This is a genomic window from Pseudomonas sp. KBN12P06040 (assembly GCF_037574965.1).
In the GTDB taxonomy this organism is placed as follows: Bacteria; Pseudomonadota; Gammaproteobacteria; order Pseudomonadales; family Pseudomonadaceae; genus Pseudomonas; species Pseudomonas aeruginosa.
In genome coordinates this window covers 6445743-6468787 of the sequence record NZ_JBBELS010000001.1, presented here as the reverse complement: position 1 = coordinate 6468787, position 23045 = coordinate 6445743, and the positions used below count along the sequence as shown (strand labels likewise).

Annotated in this window: 22 protein-coding genes; 13 read left to right on the top strand and 9 right to left on the bottom strand. The window is 65.8% G+C overall.

Features of this window, described 5'->3' with window-relative positions; genetic code table 11:
- Together VQ067_RS30410 and VQ067_RS30405 are read right to left on the bottom strand one after the other, a co-directional pair.
- A partial coding sequence (locus VQ067_RS30410; protein WP_340080957.1) for an MFS transporter occupies nucleotides 1-422 on the bottom strand: 422 nt, incomplete at its 3' end.
- 353 nt (nucleotides 423-775) lie between these two features.
- Nucleotides 776-1399, bottom strand: coding sequence for an HAD-IB family phosphatase (locus VQ067_RS30405; RefSeq protein ID WP_003097106.1), 624 nt, complete (start codon nucleotides 1397-1399; stop codon nucleotides 776-778).
- Nucleotides 1400-1636: 237 nt separating this feature from the next.
- Between VQ067_RS30405 and cfaB the strand changes: the two genes are divergently transcribed.
- The 5 genes from cfaB to VQ067_RS30380 all read left to right on the top strand — a co-directional run bounded on the left by cfaB (nucleotide 1637) and on the right by VQ067_RS30380 (nucleotide 7769).
- On the top strand, nucleotides 1637-2821 hold the full coding sequence (cfaB, locus tag VQ067_RS30400) for a C17 cyclopropane fatty acid synthase CfaB (RefSeq protein ID WP_003109143.1): 1185 nt from the start codon (nucleotides 1637-1639) through the stop codon (nucleotides 2819-2821).
- A 163-nt stretch (nucleotides 2822-2984) separates the two neighbouring features.
- The gene (locus VQ067_RS30395; RefSeq protein WP_003097103.1) at nucleotides 2985-3944 is read left to right on the top strand and encodes a TAXI family TRAP transporter solute-binding subunit; all 960 of its coding nucleotides are present in this window, start codon (nucleotides 2985-2987) and stop codon (nucleotides 3942-3944) included.
- A gap of 74 nt (nucleotides 3945-4018) precedes the next feature.
- Nucleotides 4019-6043 carry a TRAP transporter permease gene (locus tag VQ067_RS30390; protein WP_003097101.1) on the top strand — a complete coding sequence of 675 codons (2025 nt, stop codon included), beginning with the start codon at nucleotides 4019-4021 and terminating at the stop codon, nucleotides 6041-6043.
- On the top strand, nucleotides 6040-6438 hold the full coding sequence (locus VQ067_RS30385; protein WP_003109142.1) for a DUF1850 domain-containing protein: 399 nt from the start codon (nucleotides 6040-6042) through the stop codon (nucleotides 6436-6438). Before VQ067_RS30390 ends, VQ067_RS30385 begins: the two co-directional genes overlap by 4 nt.
- A gap of 86 nt (nucleotides 6439-6524) precedes the next feature.
- Nucleotides 6525-7769 (top strand): serine hydrolase domain-containing protein, encoded by a 1245-nt coding sequence (locus tag VQ067_RS30380; protein ID WP_015503897.1) that lies wholly within the window; start codon nucleotides 6525-6527, stop codon nucleotides 7767-7769.
- Nucleotides 7770-7813: 44 nt separating this feature from the next.
- Here VQ067_RS30380 and VQ067_RS30375 read toward each other — a convergent pair whose 3' ends face one another.
- The 3 genes from VQ067_RS30375 to folE2 are packed head-to-tail and all read right to left on the bottom strand — an operon-like array spanning nucleotide 7814 to nucleotide 10607.
- Nucleotides 7814-9151, bottom strand: a complete 1338-nt coding sequence (locus tag VQ067_RS30375) for a dihydroorotase (protein ID WP_003097095.1) — start codon at nucleotides 9149-9151, stop codon at nucleotides 7814-7816.
- A 2-nt stretch (nucleotides 9152-9153) separates the two neighbouring features.
- Nucleotides 9154-9714 carry a gamma carbonic anhydrase family protein gene (locus VQ067_RS30370; RefSeq protein WP_003097094.1) on the bottom strand — a complete coding sequence of 187 codons (561 nt, stop codon included), beginning with the start codon at nucleotides 9712-9714 and terminating at the stop codon, nucleotides 9154-9156.
- Nucleotides 9711-10607: a GTP cyclohydrolase FolE2 gene (folE2, locus tag VQ067_RS30365; RefSeq protein ID WP_009316045.1), complete on the bottom strand. Its 897-nt coding sequence runs from the start codon at nucleotides 10605-10607 to the stop codon at nucleotides 9711-9713. Before folE2 ends, VQ067_RS30370 begins: the two co-directional genes overlap by 4 nt.
- A 99-nt stretch (nucleotides 10608-10706) precedes the next feature.
- Between folE2 and VQ067_RS30360 the strand changes: the two genes are divergently transcribed.
- Nucleotides 10707-11900, top strand: a complete 1194-nt coding sequence (locus VQ067_RS30360) for an N-acetylmuramoyl-L-alanine amidase (RefSeq protein WP_003097089.1) — start codon at nucleotides 10707-10709, stop codon at nucleotides 11898-11900.
- On the opposite strand, the gene VQ067_RS30355 is transcribed toward VQ067_RS30360, so the two are convergent.
- Nucleotides 11878-12294 (bottom strand): hypothetical protein, encoded by a 417-nt coding sequence (locus VQ067_RS30355; RefSeq protein ID WP_003097088.1) that lies wholly within the window; start codon nucleotides 12292-12294, stop codon nucleotides 11878-11880. The two genes, VQ067_RS30360 and VQ067_RS30355, sit on opposite strands and share 23 nt — an antisense overlap.
- 112 nt (nucleotides 12295-12406) lie before the next feature.
- On the opposite strand from VQ067_RS30355, the gene dksA reads away from it, so the two are divergent.
- Genes dksA through VQ067_RS30340 form a run of 3 tightly spaced genes read left to right on the top strand, consistent with a single transcriptional unit; the run spans nucleotide 12407 to nucleotide 14666 of the window.
- On the top strand, nucleotides 12407-12811 hold the full coding sequence (dksA, locus tag VQ067_RS30350; RefSeq protein ID WP_003097086.1) for an RNA polymerase-binding protein DksA: 405 nt from the start codon (nucleotides 12407-12409) through the stop codon (nucleotides 12809-12811).
- Between the two features lie 14 nt (nucleotides 12812-12825).
- Nucleotides 12826-14028, top strand: coding sequence for a zinc metallochaperone GTPase ZigA (gene zigA / locus VQ067_RS30345; RefSeq protein WP_003097084.1), 1203 nt, complete (start codon nucleotides 12826-12828; stop codon nucleotides 14026-14028).
- The gene (locus VQ067_RS30340; protein ID WP_033989977.1) at nucleotides 14025-14666 is read left to right on the top strand and encodes a DUF1826 domain-containing protein; all 642 of its coding nucleotides are present in this window, start codon (nucleotides 14025-14027) and stop codon (nucleotides 14664-14666) included. Before zigA ends, VQ067_RS30340 begins: the two co-directional genes overlap by 4 nt.
- Nucleotides 14667-14818: 152 nt before the next feature.
- Here VQ067_RS30340 and VQ067_RS30335 read toward each other — a convergent pair whose 3' ends face one another.
- Nucleotides 14819-15187, bottom strand: coding sequence for a hypothetical protein (locus VQ067_RS30335; RefSeq protein WP_003097081.1), 369 nt, complete (start codon nucleotides 15185-15187; stop codon nucleotides 14819-14821).
- 102 nt (nucleotides 15188-15289) lie between these two features.
- Between VQ067_RS30335 and VQ067_RS30330 the strand changes: the two genes are divergently transcribed.
- Both VQ067_RS30330 and tonB1 read left to right on the top strand, forming a co-directional pair.
- Nucleotides 15290-16258 (top strand): CobW family GTP-binding protein, encoded by a 969-nt coding sequence (locus VQ067_RS30330; protein ID WP_003122315.1) that lies wholly within the window; start codon nucleotides 15290-15292, stop codon nucleotides 16256-16258.
- A gap of 92 nt (nucleotides 16259-16350) precedes the next feature.
- A complete protein-coding gene (gene tonB1, locus VQ067_RS30325; protein ID WP_003136512.1) occupies nucleotides 16351-17379 on the top strand; it encodes an energy transducer TonB1 in 1029 nt (342 codons plus the stop codon).
- 415 nt (nucleotides 17380-17794) lie between these two features.
- On the opposite strand, the gene VQ067_RS30320 is transcribed toward tonB1, so the two are convergent.
- Together VQ067_RS30320 and VQ067_RS30315 are read right to left on the bottom strand one after the other, a co-directional pair.
- Complete coding sequence (locus VQ067_RS30320) at nucleotides 17795-19102, bottom strand: MFS transporter (RefSeq protein WP_003109136.1); 1308 nt, start codon at nucleotides 19100-19102, stop codon at nucleotides 17795-17797.
- A gap of 315 nt (nucleotides 19103-19417) precedes the next feature.
- Nucleotides 19418-21175 (bottom strand): cation:proton antiporter, encoded by a 1758-nt coding sequence (locus VQ067_RS30315; protein WP_009316041.1) that lies wholly within the window; start codon nucleotides 21173-21175, stop codon nucleotides 19418-19420.
- Nucleotides 21176-21538: 363 nt separating this feature from the next.
- Here VQ067_RS30315 and VQ067_RS30310 point away from each other — a divergent pair, with 363 nt between their 5' ends.
- Together VQ067_RS30310 and VQ067_RS30305 are read left to right on the top strand one after the other, a co-directional pair.
- A complete protein-coding gene (locus VQ067_RS30310) occupies nucleotides 21539-22396 on the top strand; it encodes a Tim44 domain-containing protein (protein ID WP_003109134.1) in 858 nt (285 codons plus the stop codon).
- 195 nt (nucleotides 22397-22591) lie between these two features.
- The gene (locus VQ067_RS30305) at nucleotides 22592-22993 is read left to right on the top strand and encodes an SMI1/KNR4 family protein (RefSeq protein ID WP_003099687.1); all 402 of its coding nucleotides are present in this window, start codon (nucleotides 22592-22594) and stop codon (nucleotides 22991-22993) included.
- Nucleotides 22994-23045 lie beyond the last annotated feature (52 nt).

The window sequence follows — 23045 nt, the reverse complement described above, 5'->3', positions numbered from 1 at the left end:
ATGGCACCGGCCTGTCTTTGCGGGGCGACCACTTCCGCGACCAGGGCGAAGGTGGTCGGGATGATGATTGCCGAGGCGATGCCCCCGATTACCCGCAGGACGACGGCAATTTCCAGGGTCGGGGCGATGACGATGGCCAGAGTATCGACCGCGAAGAGGATCAGGGCGAGCAGCAGCAGCTTCCTGCGTTGCATGCGGTCGGAGAAGTAGCCCAGCAACGGCGCGGCGATCGCATAGGAGAACGCGTAGCTGGAGATCAGCCAGGCGGCGCCGCTGGTGGTGGTGTGGAACGCCTGCGCCAGCGGCCCGAGCATGGAGGACAGCATGAACTCGGTCACGCCGACGAAGAACACGGCCATCGACAGGGCCAGCAGGAACAGGCCGTCGAGCTTCTGTGAAGGCGGGGAAATTTTCTGGTTCATGATGTTCTCTTTGGCTGAATGAGCGGACGAACGCCAAGGGGGCGCCGGCTCGCGGAGCCGGCGCCAGGGCTGAACCGCTCGGGCTATGGAGGGGATGGTTGTGTGGCTGGTGCGGGAACGGCGGGGAGAAAAGAAGGGAACGAAGCGAGATTCCGGGCGCCAGTGCACGATTTCATCGAAGAAGGCTTCGGAGTATCGCCGCAAGCGGAACCGCCCGGGCTTGGGAGCGCAGGAGAAACTACCCTATCGGAACGTTAGCCGAATTCTGCTCTCCTGCCGGATATCGCGACATTCGCCCCGGTTTGGTTCCCACTTTGGATTGATACTCGGACCAGACCATACCCGGCAACAGGTCAGCGGAACGGTTTCCAGAAGCGCTCCAGCGCCGCCGCCAGCAGTTCCGTATCGCCGCGCGAGTCGCCCCAGGCGCGTAGGGAGTATTGGGTCAGCGGACCGTAGTGCCGCTCCAGGCGGCAGACTTTCTCGTCGCGCCGGCAGTTGCGGCCGACGATCCTGCCGGTCAGTACGCCGTCTACCACTTCCAGCTCGGTGGCGATCAGGTGCACGCCGAGCTTCTCGGCGAACGGCCTGAGTAGCAGCGAAGGGGAGGCGGAACAGATGGTCACGGTGCTGCCGCTGCTGACCTGGTCGGCCACCGCGGTCAATGCGTGGGGACGCATCAGTGTTTCCCAGAAGCGGTTCTGGTAGGCCAGCGCCCGCTCTTCCAGCACATGTACGGGCACATCGGTGAGGAAGGTGGCGATCAGGCGCGCCTTCAGGTCGTCGCGGCCGATACGCCGGCAGAGATAGGCCAGGCTGGGTCCTGCCATGCGCAGCATGCGGCGGACGAACACTCGGTTGCCGAAGGCGAAGCGCAGGAAGGGCACGAAGCTGTCTCGGTATGTCAGCGTACCGTCGAAGTCGAACACGGAGAGAAAGCGTACTTCGCGTGTTTCGAGGGACACGGTCTCGTTCATCGGCGTTCCTTATATCGCTTCCTTTCCTTTGACACGGACTATGCGTCGTTCCGTTATTGCAGCAAGGGAAAGTTTGTATATCAAAACTGTCAATTATTCATAGGCAGACTGGCTGCTAACCTGAATCCGAGTGTTCAGGGGTTTTGCATCGATAGATAGGAGGCTAAGTAGCCGATAGCAAAACTCTATCAAGGTACTGGACTATAGTGATTCCGTCTTGTGACCAGGAGGTTTGGCATGATTGCACAGCTCCCCTCTGAGTTGCTGTCCCTGCAACTGCCGTTGCGGATCCGCATCGGCGATGCTCAGGCGTTCGATCTGGGGCCGGATCCACAGGTAACCATGGTCATTCGCGATCCCTCGCTGCTAACCGAGATCACCCATCCCAGCCTCGATGCGCTGGGCAAGGCCTACGTCGAGAAGCGTCTCGACATCGAAGGACCGATCAGCCAGGTCATCGGTATCGGCGATGCCCTCAGCGAAGCGCTCGGCGAACCCGATGGCGGCGCGCCGCCGGTTCGCGAAAGCCACGACAAGGACACCGACGCCGAAGCCATCCATTACCACTACGACCTGTCCAACGATTTCTACCAGCTCTGGCTGGATCCGGAAATGGTCTATTCCTGCGCTTATTTCGAGACCGGCAAGGAAGACCTCGCCACCGCGCAACTGGCCAAGCTCCGTCACCTGTGCCGCAAGCTGCGTTTGCAGCCGGGCGAGAAGCTGCTCGATGTCGGTTGCGGCTGGGGGGGCCTGGCGCGCCTGGCCGCTCGCGAGTTCGGCGTCGAGGTCACTGGCATCACATTGAGCAAGGAGCAGCTGGCGCTCGGGCGGAAGCGGGTCAAGGCCGAAGGCCTGGAGGACCGGGTCACCCTCAAGCTGCTGGACTACCGCGACCTGCCGCGCGATGGTCGCTTCGACAAGGTGGTCAGCGTCGGCATGTTCGAGCACGTCGGGCACGCCAACCTGGGGCTGTACTTCCAGCAACTGTACGATGCGGTGCGTCCCGGCGGCCTGGTGATGAACCACGGCATCACCTCGCGCTACACCGACGGCCGCCCGGTGGGCAAGGGGGCCGGCGACTTCATCGATCGCTACGTGTTTCCCCACGGCGAGCTGCCGCACCTGTCGCTGGCGGTGGCGCGGATGAGCGAAGCCGGGCTGGAAGTAGTCGACGTGGAAAGCCTGCGTCTGCACTACGCCCGGACCCTGGACTTTTGGAGCGCCAACCTGGAAGCCAGGCTGAAGGAGGCGGCTCGCCTGGTGCCCGAGGAAACCCTGCGGATCTGGCGGCTGTACCTGGCCGGATGTGCCTACGGCTTCAAGCGCGGCTGGATCAACCTGCACCAGATCCTCGCCATTCGCCCCCACGAGGATGGCTCCCACGAGCTGCCCTGGTCGCGGCGCGACCTGTACGCCTGAACGCCGGCGACCGGCTCCCTTGCGGAGCCGGTCGCGCAATCGGTCCTTGCGGATTGTCCTGCGTGGCGGGGCGGTCTAGTCTGCACGAAGTCCTGCGCGGTCGAGGGAAGCCGGGACGCTTCCGCGACAGCGCGACAACAACGATAAGAACAGGAGACTTCCCATGTCGCTGAGCAGACGCTTCGGTCTTTTCACGCTTGCCGCAACGGTGACCTTCAGTACCGCGGTCTTCGCCGCGCCGACCTTCATCAATATCCTCACCGGCGGCACCAGCGGGGTCTATTACCCCATAGGGGTCGGCCTCTCGCAGATCTACGGGCACGATATCCAGGGCGCGAAAACCTCGGTGCAGGCCACCAAGGCCTCGGTCGAGAACCTCAACCTGCTGCAGGCCGGGCGTGGAGAACTGGCGCTGGCGCTGGGCGACTCGGTCGCCGACGCCTGGAACGGGGTCGCCGACGCCGGCTTCAAGGCGCCGTTGAAAAAGCTGCGGGCTATCGGCAATACCTATCCGAACTATATCCAGGTAGTGGCCAGCCAAGCCTCGGGCATCAAGACCCTGGCCGACCTGAAAGGCAAACGCATTTCGGTGGGCGCGCCCAAGAGCGGTACCGAGCTGAACGCCCGGGCGATCTTCAAGGCCGCCGGCCTGAGCTACGAGGACATGGGCAAGGTGGAGTACCTGCCCTACGCCGAGTCGGTGGAGCTGATCAAGAACCGCCAGCTCGACGCTACGCTGCAATCCTCCGGCTTGGGCATGGCGGCCATCCGCGACCTGGCCTCGACCATGCCGATCACCTTCGTCGCGATCCCGGCGGACGTGGTGGCGAAGATCGACAGCCCGGCCTACCACGCCGCGAGCATTCCCGCCGGCACCTACGACGGCCAGGAGCAGGACGTGCCGACGGTGGCGATCGACAATATCCTGGTCAGCCACTCCGGGGTCAGCGACGAGCTGGCCTACCAGATGACCAAGCTGATGTTCGACAACCTGCCGCGCCTGGTCACCGCCCATGCTGCCGCCAAGGACATCGCCCTGGACAAGGCGGCGAAGAACCTGCCGATTCCGCTGCATCCCGGCGCCGAGCGCTTCTACAAGGAGAAGGGCGTACTGCCCGAGTGAGGCTCGTTTCTCCGTAGCCCCGGTCCGTGCGGCGGACCGGGTTCCCCGCGTTTCCGGCTGTAGGGAGTCGATGCATGAGCGATCATCAGAACGGGCTGCACCTCGAGGCGGAAAACTGGCCGCGCGCGCTGTTCGCCGTGGCCCTGGCCTTTTCCGTGTTCCAGGTCGTCACCGCGGCCTTTCCCCTGATTTCCACCCAGGTCCTGCGGGCAATGCACGTCGGACTGCTGTTGCTGGTGGTGTACATCAGCTATCCCGCCTTCGGCATACGTCGCCCCTGGCAGCCGTTGGCCTGGTTGCTGGGCATGGCCGGCCTGGGCACGGCGGTCTACCAGTGGGTTTTCGAGGCCGACCTGATCCAGCGCTCCGGAGAGCTGACCCAGGCCGACATGGTCGTCGGCGTGGTGCTGATCGTCCTGGTCTTCGAGGCGGCGCGACGGGTGATGGGCATCGCCTTGCCGATCATCTGCGCGCTGTTTCTTGCCTATGGCCTGTTCGGCGAACACCTGCCGGGCGACCTGGCCCACCGCGGCTACGGCTTCGACCAGATCGTCAACCAGCTGTCGTTCGGTACCGAAGGTCTCTACGGCACGCCGACCTACGTGTCGGCAACCTACATCTATCTGTTCATCCTGTTCGGCGCCTTCCTCGAGCAGGCCGGCATGATCCGCCTGTTCACCGATTTCGCCATGGGCCTGTTCGGCCACCGGGTCGGCGGGCCGGCCAAGGTCTCGGTATTCTCCTCGGCGCTGATGGGCACCATCACCGGCTCCGGCGTGGCCAACGTGGTCACCACCGGACAGTTCACCATCCCGCTGATGAAGCGTTTCGGCTACAAGCCGGCGTTCGCCGGCGGCGTCGAGGCGACCGCGAGCATGGGCAGCCAACTGATGCCGCCGGTGATGGGGGCGGTGGCGTTCATCATGGCCGAGACCATCAACGTCCCCTACGTGGAGATCGCCAAGGCGGCGCTGATCCCGGCCTTGCTGTATTTCGGCTCGGTGTACTGGATGGTCCATCTCGAGGCCCGCCGGGCCGACCTCAAGGGCCTGCCGCGCGAGCAGTGTCCGAGCGCCTGGGGTGCCGTCCGCGAGCGCTGGTTCCTGCTGATTCCGTTGCTGGTGCTGATCGCGCTGCTGTTCTCCGGGCGCACGCCGCTGTTCTCCGGAACCATCGGCCTGGCGCTGACCGCCATCGTCATCCTCGGTTCGGCGATCATCCTGCGGGTGTCCTCGCTCGGCCTGCGCATCGCCTTCTGGGTGGCGCTGGGGCTGCTCTGCGCGGGGTTCTTCCGCCTCGGCATCGGAGTGATCTTCGTTGTGATCGCGGCCCTGGCCCTGGCCTGCTGGTTCGTCCGTGGCGGCCGGGAAACCCTGCGCATCTGCGTCCGCGCCCTCGCAGAAGGTGCGCGACATGCGATTCCGGTGGGCATCGCCTGCACCCTGGTGGGAGTCATCATCGGGGTGATTTCGCTGACCGGCATCGCCACCACCTTCGCCAGCTACGTGCTCGACCTGGGACGGGAGAACCTGCTGCTGTCGCTGGTCCTGACCATGGTCACCTGCCTGGTCCTGGGAATGGGCATCCCGACCATCCCCAACTACATCATCACCAGCTCCATCGCCGCGCCGGCGCTGCTGGAACTGGGGGTGCCGCTGATCGTCTCGCACATGTTCGTCTTCTACTTCGGCATCCTCGCCGACCTCACCCCTCCGGTGGCGCTGGCCTGCTTCGCGGCGGCGCCGATCGCCAAGGAAAGGGGATTGAAGATCAGCTTCTGGGCGGTGCGCATCGCCCTGGCGGGTTTCGTGGTGCCGTTCATGGCGGTGTATTCCCCGGCGCTGATGCTGCAGGAAGGCGGTTGGGGGGCGACGCTCTATGTCACCTGCAAGGCGGTGCTGGCCATCGGCCTGTGGGGCATGGCTTCCATCGGCTACCTGCAGGGGCCGCTGGCCTGGTGGGAGCGCCTGGTGGCGTTCGCCGCGGGAGCCAGCCTGGTCCTGGCCTTGCCGATCAGCGACGAGCTGGGCTTCGTCCTCGGCGCGCTGGTGATCGGCTGGCACCTCTGGCGCCAGCGTGCGCGCGAGGCGGTGGCGTGATCGCGCTGTGCCTGGGCATGGCCGGCAGCGTCTGGGCGACGCTGCCGCTGCAGTCGTTCACCCTGGCCTGGCAACACACGGTCGAGAAGGTGCTCTGGGAAGAAGACTATCGCCTGAGCGAGCGCGGCCTGCTGCTGGAAGAGGCCCGGGTGCGGGGCAGCGGGGCGGGGATGGAGATTCCCGAGGGCGCCGTGCTGCGTGACGGCGCCTGGCATTACCGCCGTGGGTTGCCGCCGCTGCAACCTTTGCGACTGGGGCGCACGCCGGAGGCCGGCGACTACCGGATCTGCCGTCAGGGGCGCTGCGATGCGCTGGCGCGCTGGATCGGTCCGCCGGACCCTGAGCGCCCGGCGGTCGAACTCTGGGCGTGTCCGATACGGGACCCGAGCGACTGAACGTCCTGTGGATAACCCTGCGACGCCAGTCCACATCCATAAAAACGACGAAGCCGGAGCTGCTTCCGGTCATAAGGAAAACGTCCATGCGTAGCTGTATATCCGTCTTCCGGCCGGCCCTGCTGGCGCTGTTCGTCTCGGCAAGCGGCTCGGCCGGCGCCGACGCGGCTGTGGAAAACCCGCGGATCGGCCGTGCCGCCGATCTCTATGAACTGATCCCGGAATACCAGCCGGACACCTATCGGAACATGGACAAGGTCTATCCGACCCGGGTTATCCACAAAGGGACCAAGGTCCGTCCGCTGCCGGCGGGTGCGGCCATCGCGCCGCGCTACCGGATCGGCGGCGAGGAATACGGCGTCGACGATTTTATGCGGCGCAACCGCGTTGGCGGCGTGCTGGTCCTCAAGGATGGCAAGGTCGCCCTGGAGCGCTACGGCCTGGGCAACGACGAACGCACGCGCTGGACCTCGTTCTCGGTGGTCAAGTCGATCTCCTCGACCCTGGTGGGCGCCGCCGTGCAGCAGGGCCTGCTGGCTCTCGACCAGCCTGTGGACAAGTACCTGCCGAGCCTGGCCGGCTCCGCCTACCAGGGGGTTACGGTGGAGCAGGTCCTGCAGATGAGTTCCGGGGTCCGCTGGAACGAGACCTATCGCGATCCGAAGTCCGACCGCCGGCAGATGTTCGACGCCCAGCTCGCCGAACGTCCCGGTGGCATCCTGCGGCTGCTGGCGAGCCTGCCGCGGCAGTACCCGACCGGTACCCACTTCACCTACAGCACCGGCGAGTCGCACCTGCAGAGCGAGCTGCTGCACGCGGCGACCCGCATTCCGGTGAGCGACTACCTGTCCGAGCGGATCTGGGCGCGGATGGGCATGGAGAGCGACGGCTTCTGGCAACTGGAATCGCCGGCCGGGCAAGAGATCGGCAGCAGCGGCTTGAGCGCGACCCTGCGCGACTATGGCCGCTTCGGCCAGTTCGTCCTCGAAGATGGGGTGATCGATGGCGAACGTATCCTTCCCGAGGGTTGGGTCGATCGTGCCAGTCGCGTCGAGGCTTCTTCCCACCTGGCCCCGGGCAAGCTCTACGATGGCGAATACGCGCTCGGCTACGGCTACCAGTGGTGGACCTTCCCGGTGGGCGCCAAGGCCCTGCCCGAGCATGACGGCGGGGCCTTCGAAGCCCAGGGCATCTTCGGCCAGTACCTCTACATCAACCGCAAGGAGAAGATCGTGGCGGTGGTCTGGAGCGCCTGGCCGAAGCCGGAGATGGACGATCGCGAGGAGGAGACCTATGCCTTCCTTGGCGCGGCGGTGAAAGCCCTGCGCTAGGGCCGTGGGCGAACGGATATCCACAGCAGTCTGTGGACAAGACTTCAGCGGGAAAACCGCAGGGGCAGTCCCTGGCAATCGTCGGACAGGCGTCCCGCGTGCCAGGCGAGTTGCCCGGAGACGATGGTGGTATCGATCCGATGGTGGAATGCCCGGTGGCGGAACGGCGTCCAGTTGCAGCGCGACAGCAGCGGCATGGCGCTGGCCAGCGCCGGGTGCTCCAGTTCGCTGACCAGCACCAGGTCGGCCCAGTAGCCTTCGCGGAGGAAACCGCGATCGGCGATGGCGAACAGTTCGGCGACCCGGTGGCTGGTCTTCGCCACCAGGGTGGCCAGCGACAGCCAGCCTTCGCGGACCAGCTCCAGGAGTGCCGGCAACGCATGCTGGACCAGTGGCAGGCCGGCCGGCGCCTGTGGATAAGCCTGCTGCTTCTCGGCCCAGGCGTGCGGCGCGTGGTCGGTGCCGATCACGTCCAGGCGGTTGCCGGCCAGCGCCCTGCGCAGGGCGTCGCGGTCCTCGCGGCTCTTGATCGCCGGGTTGCACTTGAGCAGATGGCCGAGGCGGGCGTAGTCGCTGTCGTCGAACAGCAGATGGTGGACGCAGACTTCCGCGGTGATGCGTTTCTGGCACAGCGGCTTGTCCTCGAACAGGGCCAGTTCACGCGCTGTGGATAAGTGCAGGACATGCAGCAGCGTGCCATGCCGTTGCGCCAGTTCCACCGCCAGGGCGGTGGAACGGTAGCAAGCCTCGGCGTCGCGAATGCGCGGGTGGGCGGCTGCCGGAATACGTTCACCGAAGCGTTGTCGCCAGCGCGCGAGGTTGGCTTCGATCCGCGGCGTGTCTTCGCAATGGCTCAGCAGCAGGGTCGGAACGCTGGCGAACAGGCGCTCCAGGGTCGGCAGGTCGTCCACCAGCATGTCGCCGGTGGAGGCGCCCATGAACACCTTCACCGCGGCGACCTCGCGTGGATCGAGGGCGGCCACGGTGTCGAGGTTGTCGCGGCTGACGCCGAAGTGGAAACCGTAGTTGGCCACGCTATGGGCGGCGGCGAGGCGCTTCTTTTCCGCCAGCGCTTCGAGGCTCAGCGTCGCCGGGCGGGTATTGGGCATGTCCATGAAACTGGTGATGCCGCCCGCCACGGCGGCGCGGGATTCGCTGGCGATCGAGCCCTTCTGTGGATAACCCGGCTCGCGGAAGTGCACCTGGTCGTCGATCATTCCCGGCAGCAGGTAGCGTCCGGCGGCATCGATCTCCCGGCTGGCGCCGCAGTTTTCCAGGCAGCCGGCGATGCGTTCGATGCGACCGTGGCGGACCAGCAGATCGCCTTCGCGTACCTGCCCCTCGTTGACCATCCGGGCATTGCGGATCAGCAGGCTTTGCATGTTCAGAACTCGTTCTGCAGTGACTTGTAGCCGCGTACCAGGTCGACGTTGGTGCGCGCCACGTCTTCCGAGAACTCGCTGGCGGAAACGCTGACCCGCGGCATGCTCGCCAGGTCGGTGCGCGGACCGATGCGCTCGGTGGACGGGACGTAGAAACCCGCTGGCAGGTCGCAGCCGTCGACCACCGCGTTGTGGCGGACCACGCAGCCATCGCCGACCCGGCAGTTGAACAGCACGCTGTTGAAGCCGATGAAGACCCGGTCGCCGACTTCGCAAGGACCGTGGACGATGGAGCGGTGGGCGATGGAGCTGTGCTCGCCGATGGTCACCGCGGCACCCGACTTGGAATGGATCACCACGCCGTCCTGGATGTTCGAGTTGGCGCCGATCACGATCGGTTGCATGCCGCCGTCGGCGTTGACTTCGTCGGCACGGATCACCGCGTAGGGACCGACGAAGACGTTGGCCTGGATGATCACCTTGCCGCAGATGATTGCGGTCTTGTCCACATAGGCCGATTCGTCGATCACCGGCAGGTCGCCGGAGGGATTCTTGCGGATCATGCGGCACCTCGCTGCCAGTGGCTTTCGGCGACGGCGTCGTGGGCATGCAGGCTTTCCGCATGGACGACCCGTACGGAGAACCGGCTCGCCTGTGGATAACCCTGCAGGGCGCGGTGCAGCCGACGCACCGCGTCTTCGCAGAACATCAGGTTCTGTCCGTTGGCGAGGGCGAAGGCCTGCTCGTCGGCGCGTTTCACCGCAGTCTGCACCGCGGTGCCGAGGGCGCTTTCGCCGAGATCCGCCAGCTCTTCCAGGGGCAGTCCGATGCAGTCTTCCGCCAGGCCGATGCGCAGGTGTGCGCTGCTGCGCTGGCTGTGCGGGGTGGCGACGATGCCGGCGCTGCTGCCGAGCCAGGCGAGCACGCTGGCATGATCGAGCGGCTGTCCGGCGAAGTCCTGGTCGAAGCGCTCCTGGATCAATTGCCGGGCCAGTGCCGCCGAACAGGGGCAGGTCGAGGAGTAGGTCAGCTCGAGATGGACTTCGGCCTGGAAGTCATCGCCTTCCAGGCGCGTGTCCAGCACCAGTGGATAACGTTTCCAGCCGCTCAGCGGGCTGACCAGCGCCGGACGCCGCAGCAGCGGCGCGAGGCGCAGGCGCAGGTAGGCGCGACGCGACAGGCCGGCGTGGCTGTCGAGGAAGCGTTGCAGGACGGCGCGCAGGCAGGAAAGGTCCAGCTCGCCCTGTTCCAGTTCGGCCAGCGCCAGGTAGAGGCGCGACATATGGATGCCGCGGGCCTGCGGGTCGTCCAGGCTGACACCGGCATCGGCTTCGGCGGCGACCCTCTGCCCGCCGATCTGCACGGGGAGGGCGATGCCCTGCATGCCGACCCAGTCCAGGGGAAGATCGGCGGTGGTGGTCTGGCGGGCAATATCGGGAAGCGTCAAGGCATTCATGGAGAACTCGAAGAAGGGCAGGCAAGGCCTGGAAATGGCTTAAATGTTATAATATAACGTATTAGCTAATGCCGACCCTTGCAATCGGGTATTTCGTCGATGAAGCGCCGTCGCCTCCTGCAAAGCCTGCTCGCCGGCCTGGCCCTCCAGCCGTTCCTGGCCGCCAGCGCCAATGTACGAATCCGCCAGGCCCGCGCCTGGAACTCCTCGGAAAGCTGGCGCCTGGTGCTGGAACTGGACGGCCCGCCGCGTTATCGAACCTTTTCCCTGCAGGCCCCCGAGCGGTTGATCCTCGACCTGCCCGACGCGCAATTGCTCGCAACGCTCTCCGAGCTGCCGCTGGACGGCCCCGTGCGCGCCATCCGCAGCGGCCAACTGGGTGGCGGCGGGACGCGCATCGTCCTCGACCTGCGCCAGGCGGTCAGGCCGCGCAGCTTCGCCCTGGAACCGCAGGCAGGAAAGGGTCATCGCCTGGTCCTAGACCTTTATCCACAGGCGCTGGCGGCGCCCCCCGAGCCGATGCTGGCGCTGGCCCGCCCGCTACCCTCGACGGGCCGCGACATCCTCGTGGTGGTCGATGCCGGCCATGGCGGCAAGGACCCCGGCGCGGTCGGTAGCAAGGGCGAGCGCGAAAAGGACGTGGCGCTGGCCATCGCCCGCCTGCTGGCGCGGCGGATCGACCGCGAGAAAGGCTTCAAGGCGCGCCTGGTGCGCAACGGCGACGTGTTCGTTCCGCTGCGCAAGCGGCCGGAAGTGGCTCGGCGCTACAACGCCGACATGTTCGTCTCGGTGCACGCCGACGCGGCGCCGCGACTGACCGCCTCCGGCGCATCGGTATATGCCCTCTCCGAGCATGGCGCCAGCTCGACCATGGCGCGCTGGATGGCCGATCGCGAGAACGGCGCCGACCTGATCGGCAACAGCGGCAACCTGCCGCTACAGGGCCGCGACAAGGTACTCGCCGGGGTGATCCTCGACATGGCCCTGAGTTCGACCATCGCCAGCAGCCTGGACCTCGGCCACAGCGTTCTCGGCCAGTTGTCGGACGTCACCGCGCTGCACCAGAAGCGTGTCGAGCAGGCCGGCTTCGCCGTGCTCAAGTCGCCGGACATCCCTTCGATCCTGGTGGAGACCGGCTTCATCTCGAATCGCGGCGATTGTCGCCGGTTGATGGACGAACGCCATCGCCAGCGCCTGGCCGAGGCGATCTTCGCTGGCGTGCAGGGCTACTTCCGGCAACGCCCTCCCGCCGGCAGCTACCTGGCGGCGCTCAGCGCGCAGCCTCCCGGCTAGGGCCTTCGCTGCAGCCGCTGACCCGCCCGCAGGTCAGGCGTTGGCGCTGGCCCGATGAACTGCTCAGGCGGCTGACGCTGGTCCAGCCGATGTTGCGGCTGAGGCCGACCCAGATTTCCCCGTCGCTGGCGATGCCGCTGAAGAAGGTCAGGCGCCCGTAGCGCGTATTGGTCTGGGCCCAGCGTCGTCCGCTCGCCGCGTCGTAGCCGCGCAACCAGGTGTCGTTGCCGCCGGTGGCGACGCTGTAGTGGTTGCCCAGCCGATCCATGCAGGCCAGAACGGTGCGCAGGTAAGCGCATTCCGCCGGGCGGGTGCCGGGAAGAAAGCCCTGCGCCTGTGCCGCCGGAGCGAGCAGCAGGAGGGCCAGGCAGTAAAGGCGGAGGACGCGGCGCATCGGTGGATCCCGGGATGACGTGGGCCCAGGGTAGCCGGAAGGCGATTGGCGGGCCATCGATTGTGGTGTTAATTGTTATAGTATAACGTTTTAAATTTCCCAGGTTCAGCCTATGACCGAACAGGAACTGCTTGCCCAACCCGACGCTGCCTACATGGACGAAGCCCAGCAGGACTTCTTCCGCGACCTGCTGCTGCGCCAGCGCCAGGAACTGCAGGCGCGCATCGAAGGCGAATTCGGCGAGCTGCGCGATCTCGAACGCCCCAGCGACGAGGCCGACCTGGCTTCCCGCGAGGAACAGCGGCAATGGCAACTTCGCCTGCTGGAGCGGGAGAAGAAGCTGCTCGACAAGATCGACGAAGCGCTGGAGCGCCTGGCCCGCGGCGACTACGGCTGGTGCCAGGAAACCGGCGAGCCGATCGGCCTGCGCCGCCTGCTGTTGCGTCCCACCGCCACCCTCTGCATCGAGGCGAAAGAGCGCCAGGAGAAGCGCGAACGCCACGTGCGGCACAACTGAAGAGGTTACCAACCGTGAACCAACGCCTACCTGTCACCGTGCTGTCCGGCTTTCTCGGCGCCGGCAAGAGCACGCTGCTCAACCATGTGCTGAAGAACCGCGAGAACCGCCGGGTTGCGGTGATCGTCAACGATATGAGTGAAATCAATATCGATGGCAGCGAAGTCCAGCGCGATGTCAGCCTGAACCGCGCTGAAGAGCGCCTGGTGGAGATGAGCAACGGCTGTATCTGCTGCACCCTGCGCGAAGACCTGCTGGAAGAGGTCGGCCGTCTCGCCCGGGAAGGCCGCTTCGACTACCTGCTGATCGAGTCCACCGGGATTTCCGAACCGATGCCGGTGGCCGAGACCTTCACCTTCCGCGACGAGCTGGACCGCAGCCTGTCCGACGTGGCGCGACTGGATACCATGGTCACGGTGGTCGACGGGATGAATTTCCTCCGCGACTACCAGGAGGCCGCCAGCCTGGCCAGCCGTGGCGAAACCCTCGGTGAGGAGGATCAGCGCTCGATCACCGACCTGCTGATCGACCAGGTCGAATTCGCCGATGTGATCCTGGTCAGCAAGATCGACCTGATCTCCAGCGAGCAGCGCGAGGAACTGCTGGCGATCCTGCGCCAGCTCAATGCCGAGGCGGAGATCCTGCCGATGGTGATGGGTCAGGTGCCGCTGGCGAAGATCCTCGATACCGGTCGCTTCGATTTCGATCGCGCGGCGTCCGCGCCGGGCTGGCTGAAGGAACTGCGCGGCGAGCACCTGCCGGAAACCGAGGAATATGGCATCGCCTCCATGGCCTACCGGGCGCGCCGTCCGTTCCACCCCGCGCGCTTCCACGCCTTCCTGCACAATCCGCTGAAGCAGGGGCGGCTGCTGCGCTCCAAGGGCTTCTTCTGGCTCGCCAGCCGGCCCCGCGAGGCTGGCAGCTGGTCGCAGGCCGGCGGCCTGATGCGCTACGGCCTGGCGGGCCGCTGGTGGCGCTTCGTGCCGACCGGACAGTGGCCACAGGACGAAGAGGGCCTGCGGGCGATCATGCGGCACTGGGAGGAAGGCGTCGGCGACTGTCGCCAGGAGCTGGTTTTCATCGGCCAGAACCTGGACTTCACGGCCCTGCGCGCAGCCCTCGATGCTTGCCTGCTGGATGATGCCGAGATGAACCTGGGCATTCCGGGCTGGCAGGGCCTGGACGACCCCTTCGAGGACTGGGGGCACGCCGCATGAGCGCACTGCCACAGGAAAGTCTGTTGCCGCGCCAGGCGTTCGGCGAAGACCCCCAGGTGCTGGCCGAGGTGCTTCGCGACGGGGTCAACCTGGCGGTCTGGACACGCCGGCTGAACCCGGCGCTGCGCGACTTCGCCGCCGCCCTGGTACGCAACCGGCCGGGACTGGCGCTGAGCCAGACGCTGGAGATGGAAGAGGAACGGCTACCCGCCTTGGACGGCCTGCTCGACGCGCGGCAACTGCCGGGACAAGCCGATTTCCTCGACGACCTGGGCTGGCTGGTCGAGGCCTTCTTTTGCCTGACCGGGGCGCGGCGTATCGGCCTGCGCCTGCGCGTTCTGGATAAACCGATGTGCCCGCGTTTCCATGTCGACCACGTGCCGCTGCGGCTGGTCACCACCTACCAGGGCGCTGCCAGCGAATGGCTGGACGAGTCCGGCCTGGACCGTCGGCTGCTTGGTGGAGCACAGGCGGACGTTGTCGATGAACAGCTTATCCATAGCTTGTCCACAGGCGACGTGGCGCTGCTCAAGGGCGAACGCTGGGAGGGTAACGAAGGTGCCGGACTGGTGCATCGCTCGCCGCGAGCGGAGCCCGGGCTGGCGCGCCTGCTGTTGACCCTGGACTGGCTTGCCTGAGCCTGTGGACAAGTGTCTTTCGAGGAATAAAAAAAGGCCATCCGCAGATGGCCTATCACCAAAAAGTCGTCCTACCTTGGGGATGGGGACGAAGGGTGCTGAGGTACCCGACTCCCATTTAGCCCGGACGCTGTGACAGGCTGATGACGCGCTCAGGGCTTTTTCGCGGCGCTAGGCTCTTCCCAGCGGCCTTGGCTCTGGCTGGCGCAGAACGGCTCCAGGTAGCGTGCGTCGGTCGCGATGCCGTAGTAGAAGATGTCCTGCCGATAGGGCGCGTTGGGTACCCTGGCGTCGCGGCAGACACCGAAGGCGCCCGTCGGACACTCCTCGGCGAACGCCACCTCGACCTTCTGGCCCTGCAGTTGTGGCTGGCAGAAGCCTTCGCGGAACAGCTTGGCCGGGATGCTGCGGTTCTGCTGGCAGACCTTCACATCGAGATTCTTCGCCTGGCTATGGACGATGCAGGCTTCGGCCAGGGCCAGGCCCGGCAGGCAGGACAGGAAGAACAGGAACGGACGCATGCGAGGACTCCATTGCAGACGGGCGCGACTCTAGCATGGGGCCTGGCTCCCCGCAGGCAAGGACCGCATTGATCCACAGGCTTTCACATTCCGGTTGCGCAGATGCTTCGAGAGATACCCACACACCTGATCGGCGGCCCCCTGGGGGCCGGCAAGACCAGCCTGATCCGCTCGCTGCTGGCGCAGAAGCCGGCGGGCGAGCGCTGGGCGGTGCTGGTCAACGAGTTCGGCGAGATCGGCCTGGATGCCGCGCTGCTGGCCACGGACGTCGACGGCGTGGCCATCGGCGAGGTGGCGGGCGGGTGCCTCTGCTGCGTCAATGGCGTGCCGTTCCAGGTGGGGCTCGGTCGCTTGTTGCGTCGGGCACGACCGGACCGGCTGTTCATCGAACCCTCCGGGTTGGGACATCCGCTGGCGCTGTGGAAGCAGCTGCAGGCTCCTCCCTGGTCCGGCGTCCTGGCCCTGCAACCCCTGGTAGTGGTGCTGGATGCCGCCGCGCTGGCCTCCGGCCAACCGCTGCCGGAGGCACAGGAACAGGCGCTGGAAGCGGCCGGCATGTTGCTGCTGAACAAATCCGAAGCGCTCGACGCGACGCAGCGCTGCGCCGTGCGCGCGCGCCTGCCGGTCCTGCCGTTGCGCTGGAGCGTGCGCGGCCACCTGGCATTGCGCGATCTGCCGACCAGCGTTGCCGGGGAAGGTAGCGCGACGACCTGGGCGGCCCTGCCGGACGCGCCTGCTCAGTTGGGAACGGTGCTGCCCGCCGAGCGACCGCTGCGCGCCGTGCGCGAGCAGGACGGCCAGTTGGCCATCGGCTGGCGGCTGGCGCCGTCGGTGCGTTTCGATCGGGTCGCAGTGGACGCCTGGCTGAGCCGTTTGTCCGGACTGCGGCGGGCCAAGGCGGTGCTGCATTGCGCGGACGGTTGGTATGCAGCGAATGCCGCGCCGTTTGTGGATAACTGGGGCAAGTCCTCGTGGCGGCGGGATAATCGGCTGGAACTGATCCTCGCCGCAGGCGCGGATGAAGAGGCGCTCGAAGAGGCGTTCCTGGCGTGTCGGATGGTCGCGGAATGATCCGCCAAGGTTGCCCTGAGGACGCGACTGAATGATAATAATTATCAGAAGACTCTACTTCCTTACCTTTCACTTCTCCGCAGGTCGCCCTCATGTCGCCACAGCCTTCACGGTCGCCTGACCGTTTTTCGCTGGCCGCGCTCGCCGAAGACCACCCCACCGCTCCCGCCCAGGGAGACGAAAGCGAGTCCCTGCCATGCGTGAATGCCCAGCGCGGAGAACCCAACCTGCGCGTGGTGGACTGCTCCGGTGCGCGCCGCGACGAGGAAGTGGCGGTCGAGGAAGTGCTGATCCCCTACGCCCATGGCAGCGATCCCGACGACGTCCCCGGCGAGCCGCCCAAGTCGCGCTGGTGGCTGTCTTCCGGCGCGGCGGTGGCGATGCATGTGGCGATCATCGGTGCGCTGGTGTGGGTGATGCCGACCCCGGCCGAACTCAACCTTGGCCACGGCGAACTGCCGAAGACCATGCAGGTGAATTTCGTCCAGCTCGAGAAGAAGGCCGAGCCGACCCCGCAGCCGCCGGCTGCCGCGCCGGAACCGACGCCGCCGAAGATCGAGGAACCCAAGCCGGAGCCGCCGAAGCCGAAGCCGGTGGAAAAACCCAAGCCCAAGCCGAAACCCAAGCCCAAACCGGTGGAAAACGCCATTCCCAAGGCCAAGCCGAAGCCGGAACCCAAACCCAAGCCGGAACCCGAGCCGAGCACGGAAGCATCCAGCCAGCCCAGCCCGTCCAGCGCCGCGCCGCCGCCCGCGCCTACCGTCGGGCAGAGCACGCCCGGCGCGCAGACTGCGCCCAGCGGCTCGCAAGGCCCGGCCGGCCTGCCCAGCGGCAGCCTCAACGACAGCGACATCAAGCCGCTGCGCATGGATCCTCCGGTCTATCCGCGGATGGCCCAGGCGCGGGGTATCGAAGGCCGGGTGAAGGTGCTGTTCACCATCACCAGCGATGGCCGCATTGACGACATCCAGGTGCTGGAGTCGGTGCCGTCGCGCATGTTCGACCGCGAAGTGCGCCAGGCCATGGCCAAGTGGCGTTTCGAGCCGCGTGTCAGCGGTGGCAAGATCGTCGCCCGCCAGGCGACCAAGATGTTCTTCTTCAAGATCGAGAAGCGCCGCTGAGGCGGTTCGCCGACAACGAAAAGAGCCGCGCCTTCGAGCGCGGTTTTTTTATTCCCGGTAGGTCTCGCAGACGGGGCCTCGCTGCCTGGGGACGGCAGGCCCCTTGCGCTGTTCCGCCGTGGGAACGCGAGGAGATCGGCGTTTACGCGCCAAGGTTCCAGCCCCGCCGGAATGACGAGCCGCAGGGTGAATAACCGCTTGCGGTTATCCGCCGTGGAACGCAGGGGCACCGGCGGATTACTCCGCCGGCGTTGCGCGCCCTAGGGTTCCGGTCGGGATGCCGTGCCGTGGACCAACAGCCGGCGGGTGTGGGGAAATCGGTTGCCGCGCCAAAAAGCAGGACGGCGACCCGAAGGTCGCCGTCCTGTGGATAAAAAGGCCCGGAGTGTGTCGGGGCCATGAGCACGAGGCTCAATCAATCGGTCGTGATCTTCGAGTGCTTCTGGGTGTCCTTCATGAACACATAGACCAGCAGCGAGCAGGCGATGCAGGCGGTGACGTACCAGTAGAAGCCGCTCTCCAGGCCGACGCTCTTGAACCACAAGGCAACGTATTCGGCGGTGCCGCCGAAGATCGACACGGTCAGGGCATACGGCAGGCCGACGCCCAGGGCGCGGATCTCGGTGGGGAACAGTTCGGCCTTCACTACCGCGTTGATCGAGGTGTAGCCGCTGACGATCACCAGCGCCGCCATGATCAGGAAGAACGCGCCCCACCAGCTGTCGACGCTGTGCAGGGTGCTGAGGATCGGGTAGGTGAAGATGGTGCCGAGTACGCCGAAGGCGATCAGGATCGGCCGCCGGCCGATCTTGTCGGAGAGGGCGCCGACGATGGGCTGCAGCAGCATGAAGAGGAACAGGGTGGCAGCCGAGATCATGGTCGAATCGGTCTTGCTCATGCCTACCGTGTTCACCAGGTACTTCTGCATGTAGGTGGTGTAGGTGTAGAAGGCCAGGGTGCCGCCCATGGTCAGGCCGACCACGGTCAGCACTTCCTTCGGGTGGCGCAGCAGGGTGCGCAGCAGGCTTTCCTTCGGCTCTTCCTTCTTCTTCGAGAAGGACTCGGTCTCTTCCATGCCGCGACGCAGGAACATCGCCACCACTGCGCACAGCGCGCCGATGAAGAAGGGGACGCGCCAGCCCCAGCTTTCCAGTTGTTCTACGGTCAGGGTCTGTTGCAGGACGATCAGCACCGCCAGGGCGATGAGCTGGCCGGAAATCAGGGTCACGTACTGGAAGCTGGAGAAGAACCCGCGCTGTTCCTTGTTCGCCATCTCGCTCAGGTAGGTGGCGGAGGTGCCGTATTCGCCGCCGACCGACAGGCCCTGGAGCAGGCGCGCGACCACCAGCAGGATCGGCGCGGCGACGCCGATGGTTTCGTAGCTGGGGGTCAGGGCGATGATCAGCGAGCCGAAGCACATCAGCAGCACCGAGGCCAGCAACGCCGCCTTGCGGCCCTTGCGGTCGGCATAGATACCCATCAGCCAGCCGCCGATCGGGCGCATCAGGAAGCCCACGGCGAAGATAGCTGCGGTGTTCAGCAGTTGGGCGGTCATGTCGCCCTGGGGGAAGAATGCCTTGGCGAAGTACAGCGAGAAGGCGGCGTAGACGTACCAATCGTACCACTCGACCAGGTTGCCGACGGAACCGCTGAAGATCGACTTGATGCGTTGCGAAGTGGTGCGGGGCTGGGCAGACGCGGAAATGGCGTTGGCGCTTTCCATCGTGTTTCCTCTTTTCGTTGTTGTCTTGGATGTGCTGATCAGGGCGCAGCACACCGGCACATCGCGAGGGCGACGTATTGGATGGCTCGATAGCAGGTGCCGTGCCAACGCGGGAAAGCCGCGTGGGGACTGGGTTGGAAGAGGAGCGGGGTGGTCTTGGCCGAGCGGGAGTCCGCCGACCGGGAGAGTGGATAAGCGGAAATCCGCCGATCCTTCAGGGCAAAGGGTCCGATAGCGACATCAGGTGCAGGCGAGGGCGAATAACCGCAGCGTGGTTATCCGCCGATTCGACGGCAGGCCGGGATCGCTTGGCTCTCAGTGGCTGCCCTTTTCCTGGTCGAGGGTTTCCATCAGGGCGATCTGCATCCGCGAATGCACGCGGATCAGCCAGCGCCAGAGCACTGCGATCACTAGGCCGGCGACCAGGACCACTACGACCAGCAACTCGCCCGGCGGCAGGATGCTCGAGCTGAGCGCAGCCAGCAGCACCATCATGCCGGCCAGCGACAGCAGCGGGATCACCTCGGAGATCACCCGGCGTACCCGCGCCGTATGGCGTCCGGCTTTCTCCGGCTTGACCCCGAGTTCGGCCAGCAGCATCGACAGAGCCTTGAGCTTGCGGTACGCGGCGATCAGGAAGGCCAGCGAGACCAGCAGCGCGCCGCCCCAGATCAATGCCTTGTGCAGTCCATCGTAGGCGACCCACTGGCTCATCCAGGCGGAAAGCGTATCGGCGAAATAGCCGCCGGCGAGGAAGATCGCGATCACCAGCGCCAGGTTCACCCCGACTTGCAGCAGGATGCGCCGGATCATCGCCGCCAGCACCGCACGGTCGCCCTGCGGCTGGATGCTGCGCAGCCAGTCGCCGTAGTGGCCGAAGATCCTCGCCATGCGCTGCGGCATGGCGTTGGCCAGGTGCTGCGAGAGCGGATCGGCGGCGCGGATCAGGTACGGGGTGAGCAGGGTGGTGATGGCCGAGACCGCTACCGCCACCGGGTAGAGGAAGTCGCTGGTGACTTTCAGGGTCATGCCCAGGGCGGCGATGATGAAGGAGAACTCGCCGATCTGCGACAGGCCCATGCCGACCCGCAGCGAGGTGCGTCCATCGTTGCCGGCGATGAACGCGCCCATGCCGCAGGAAAACATCTTGCCGAGCACCACCGCGACGGTGATCAGGGCGATCGGCCAGGCGTACTCGACGAGGATCTTCGGATCGATCAGCAGGCCGATGGCGACGAAGAAGATCGCACTGAACATGTCACGGACCGGCTCGATCAGCCGTTCGATCTGCACCAACTGGCGAGACTCGGCCATGATCGCGCCGATCAGGAAGGCGCCGAGCACCATGCTGTACTCCAGCTTCACCACCAGCAGGCAGAAGCCGAAGCACAGGCCGAGCACGGTGACCAGCAGCATCTCGTTGCTCTCGAACTTCGCCACGTAGGCCAGCAGGCGCGGCACCAGGAGGATGCCGACGACCAGCGCGACGATCATGAACAGGCTGAGCTTGCCGACCGTGGAGAACACCTCGCCGGTTTCCACCGAACCGCTCACGGCGATTCCCGACAGCAGGGCGATGATGCCGATGCCGAGGATGTCCTCGACGATCAACACGCCGAAGATCAGTTGGGCGAAGCGCTCGTTCTTCATCTTCAGGTCGCCGAGCGCCTTGACGATGATGGTGGTGGAGGAGATCGCCAGGATCGCGCCGAGGAACAGCGAGTCCATGGTGCTCCACTCGAAGAAGCGACCGATCTCGAAGCCGATCCAGATCATCAGGACGATTTCCAGGAACGCCGCGATGAACGCCGTGGCGCCGACCTGGAAGAGCTTGCGCAGGCTGAATTCCAGGCCGAGGCAGAACATCAGGAAGATCACCCCGAGTTCGGCCAGGGTCTTGATCGTGTCTTCGTCGTGGATCAGCCCGAAGGGCGGGGTGTGCGGGCCGATGATGAAACCGGCGACGATGTAGCCGAGGACCACCGGTTGGCGCAGGCGGTGGAAGAGAATGGTGACCACACCGGCCACCAGCATGATCACGGCGAGGTCCTGGATGAAATCGACGGCATGCATGGCGGCGGTCCTCGCTCGAGTGGGAATGGGTCGGCAAACGCGCGACCGGGAAGCCTCGCAGAGCCGCAGACTAGCACTGGCAAGTGCTTGATCGGGGTACTGAAAAAAACTGTAACAGACCTTTCTGCAAGGCTTTGCGCTGCGCCTTTCCAGCCGCCGGGCGGGCGTTCGTCCGCCGATCCGGGATAGCGCCTGTCATCCTCGTCAACGACGGTGTACCCTGGCGCCGACCCGCGAGCCAGACGCGGCGGGCGAAAAAACGGCGGCCGCGGAGCAATAGCCCGAAACAAAATCCGGCTGGTCCTGCCGCCCGTACCGCCGCAACATGACGCGCGTCGATTCCCCCAAGAGAGAAAGACTACAATGCAGCGTGTTCTCAGCATCGCCCTCGCCTTCTGCCTGGCGCTGACCGTCAGCCTGGATGCCAATGCCAAGCGCTTCGGCGGCGGCAAGAGCCTCGGCTCGGCACCCAGCCACCAGACCCGCCAGGCGCAGCCGGCCACTGCGCCGAACGCCACTGCTGCCGCCCCCAACGCCGCCCGTCCCGCCGCTGCCGCCAGCGGTGCTTCGCGCTGGCTCGGCCCGCTGGCCGGTATCGCCGCCGGCGGCCTGCTCGCCTCCATGTTCATGGGCGACGGCTTCGAAGGCATCCAGATGCTCGATATCCTGTTGATCGCCCTGGTGGCCTTCATTGCCTTCCGCTTCATCGCCGCTCGCCGACGCCAGCAGAACCAGGGGCAGCCGGCGATGGCCGGGCACGCGCCGATGCAGCGCGAAATGCCGGCCCAGGCGCCGATCTTCGGTGGCGCCACCGCCGCTGCCGCCGTTGCGCCGAGCCCGGTGATCAACGCGCCGAGCTGGTTCAACGAGGAGCGCTTCGTCGGTGCCGCTCGCGAACACTTCATGTCCCTGCAGCAGCATTGGGATGCCAACGAGATGGACAAGATCGCCGAGTTCGTCACCCCGCAGATGCTGCAATGGCTGAAGCAGGAGCGCGCCGAGATCGGCGACGCCTACCAGTCCACCTACATCGACAATCTGGTCGTGCAACTGGACGGCGTCGACGACCAGGCCGACAAGACCATCGCCACCCTGACCTTCAGCGGTGTGTCGAAGACCTCGCGCTTCGACCAGGGCGAAGCCTTCAGCGAAAGCTGGCGGATGGAGCGCGCCCAGGGCGAGAACCAGCCATGGCTGGTGGCCGGTATCCGGCAGAACTGATCCCGAGTGGTTGCGGTCCCTTCGGGGGCCGCCGAAACCCCCGCTCCCGCCAGGGAGCGGGGGTTTTTCATTTCCGTTGGCGGGTTGACCGACCATTCGTCCGGCGCCATGGCCGAAGGCCAGCCACGACACTTGTCTTGCGCTCGGTGCGGCTACTGTATAAAAAGCGCGCCACCCGTTGCGAGAGAGCCTGTCGTGGAAGACGTCATCGAAAAACTGCGTGAACTCAACGAACCGGTTCCGGTGCCCCTGGAACTGCCGGAAGAAGAACTGCTGGTGGAAATCGAGGAAGAGCTGCTGATCGGCATTCCCGCCGAATTCCGCGAATTCCTCCTGCTGGTCAGCGATGTGGTCTACGGCCGCCTGGAGCCGGTGACCGTGACCGATCCGCACTCGCACACCTACCTGCCCGAAGTGGCGGCCACTGCCTGGGACCTGGGCGTTCCGCGCGAGCTGATCCCGCTTTGCGAGGACGACGGCAGCTACTACTGCGTGGCGGAGGACGGCGAGGTGGTGCTCTGGGCCGATGGCGACCTCACCGATGAAAGCTGGGATTCGGTGTGGGTCTGGGCTCGCGACGTCTGGCTGGAGAGCTGAACCTGAACCGCCGCAAAGGCTCTGCAACGTGCCTTTTCGGCTGACTTCCCGA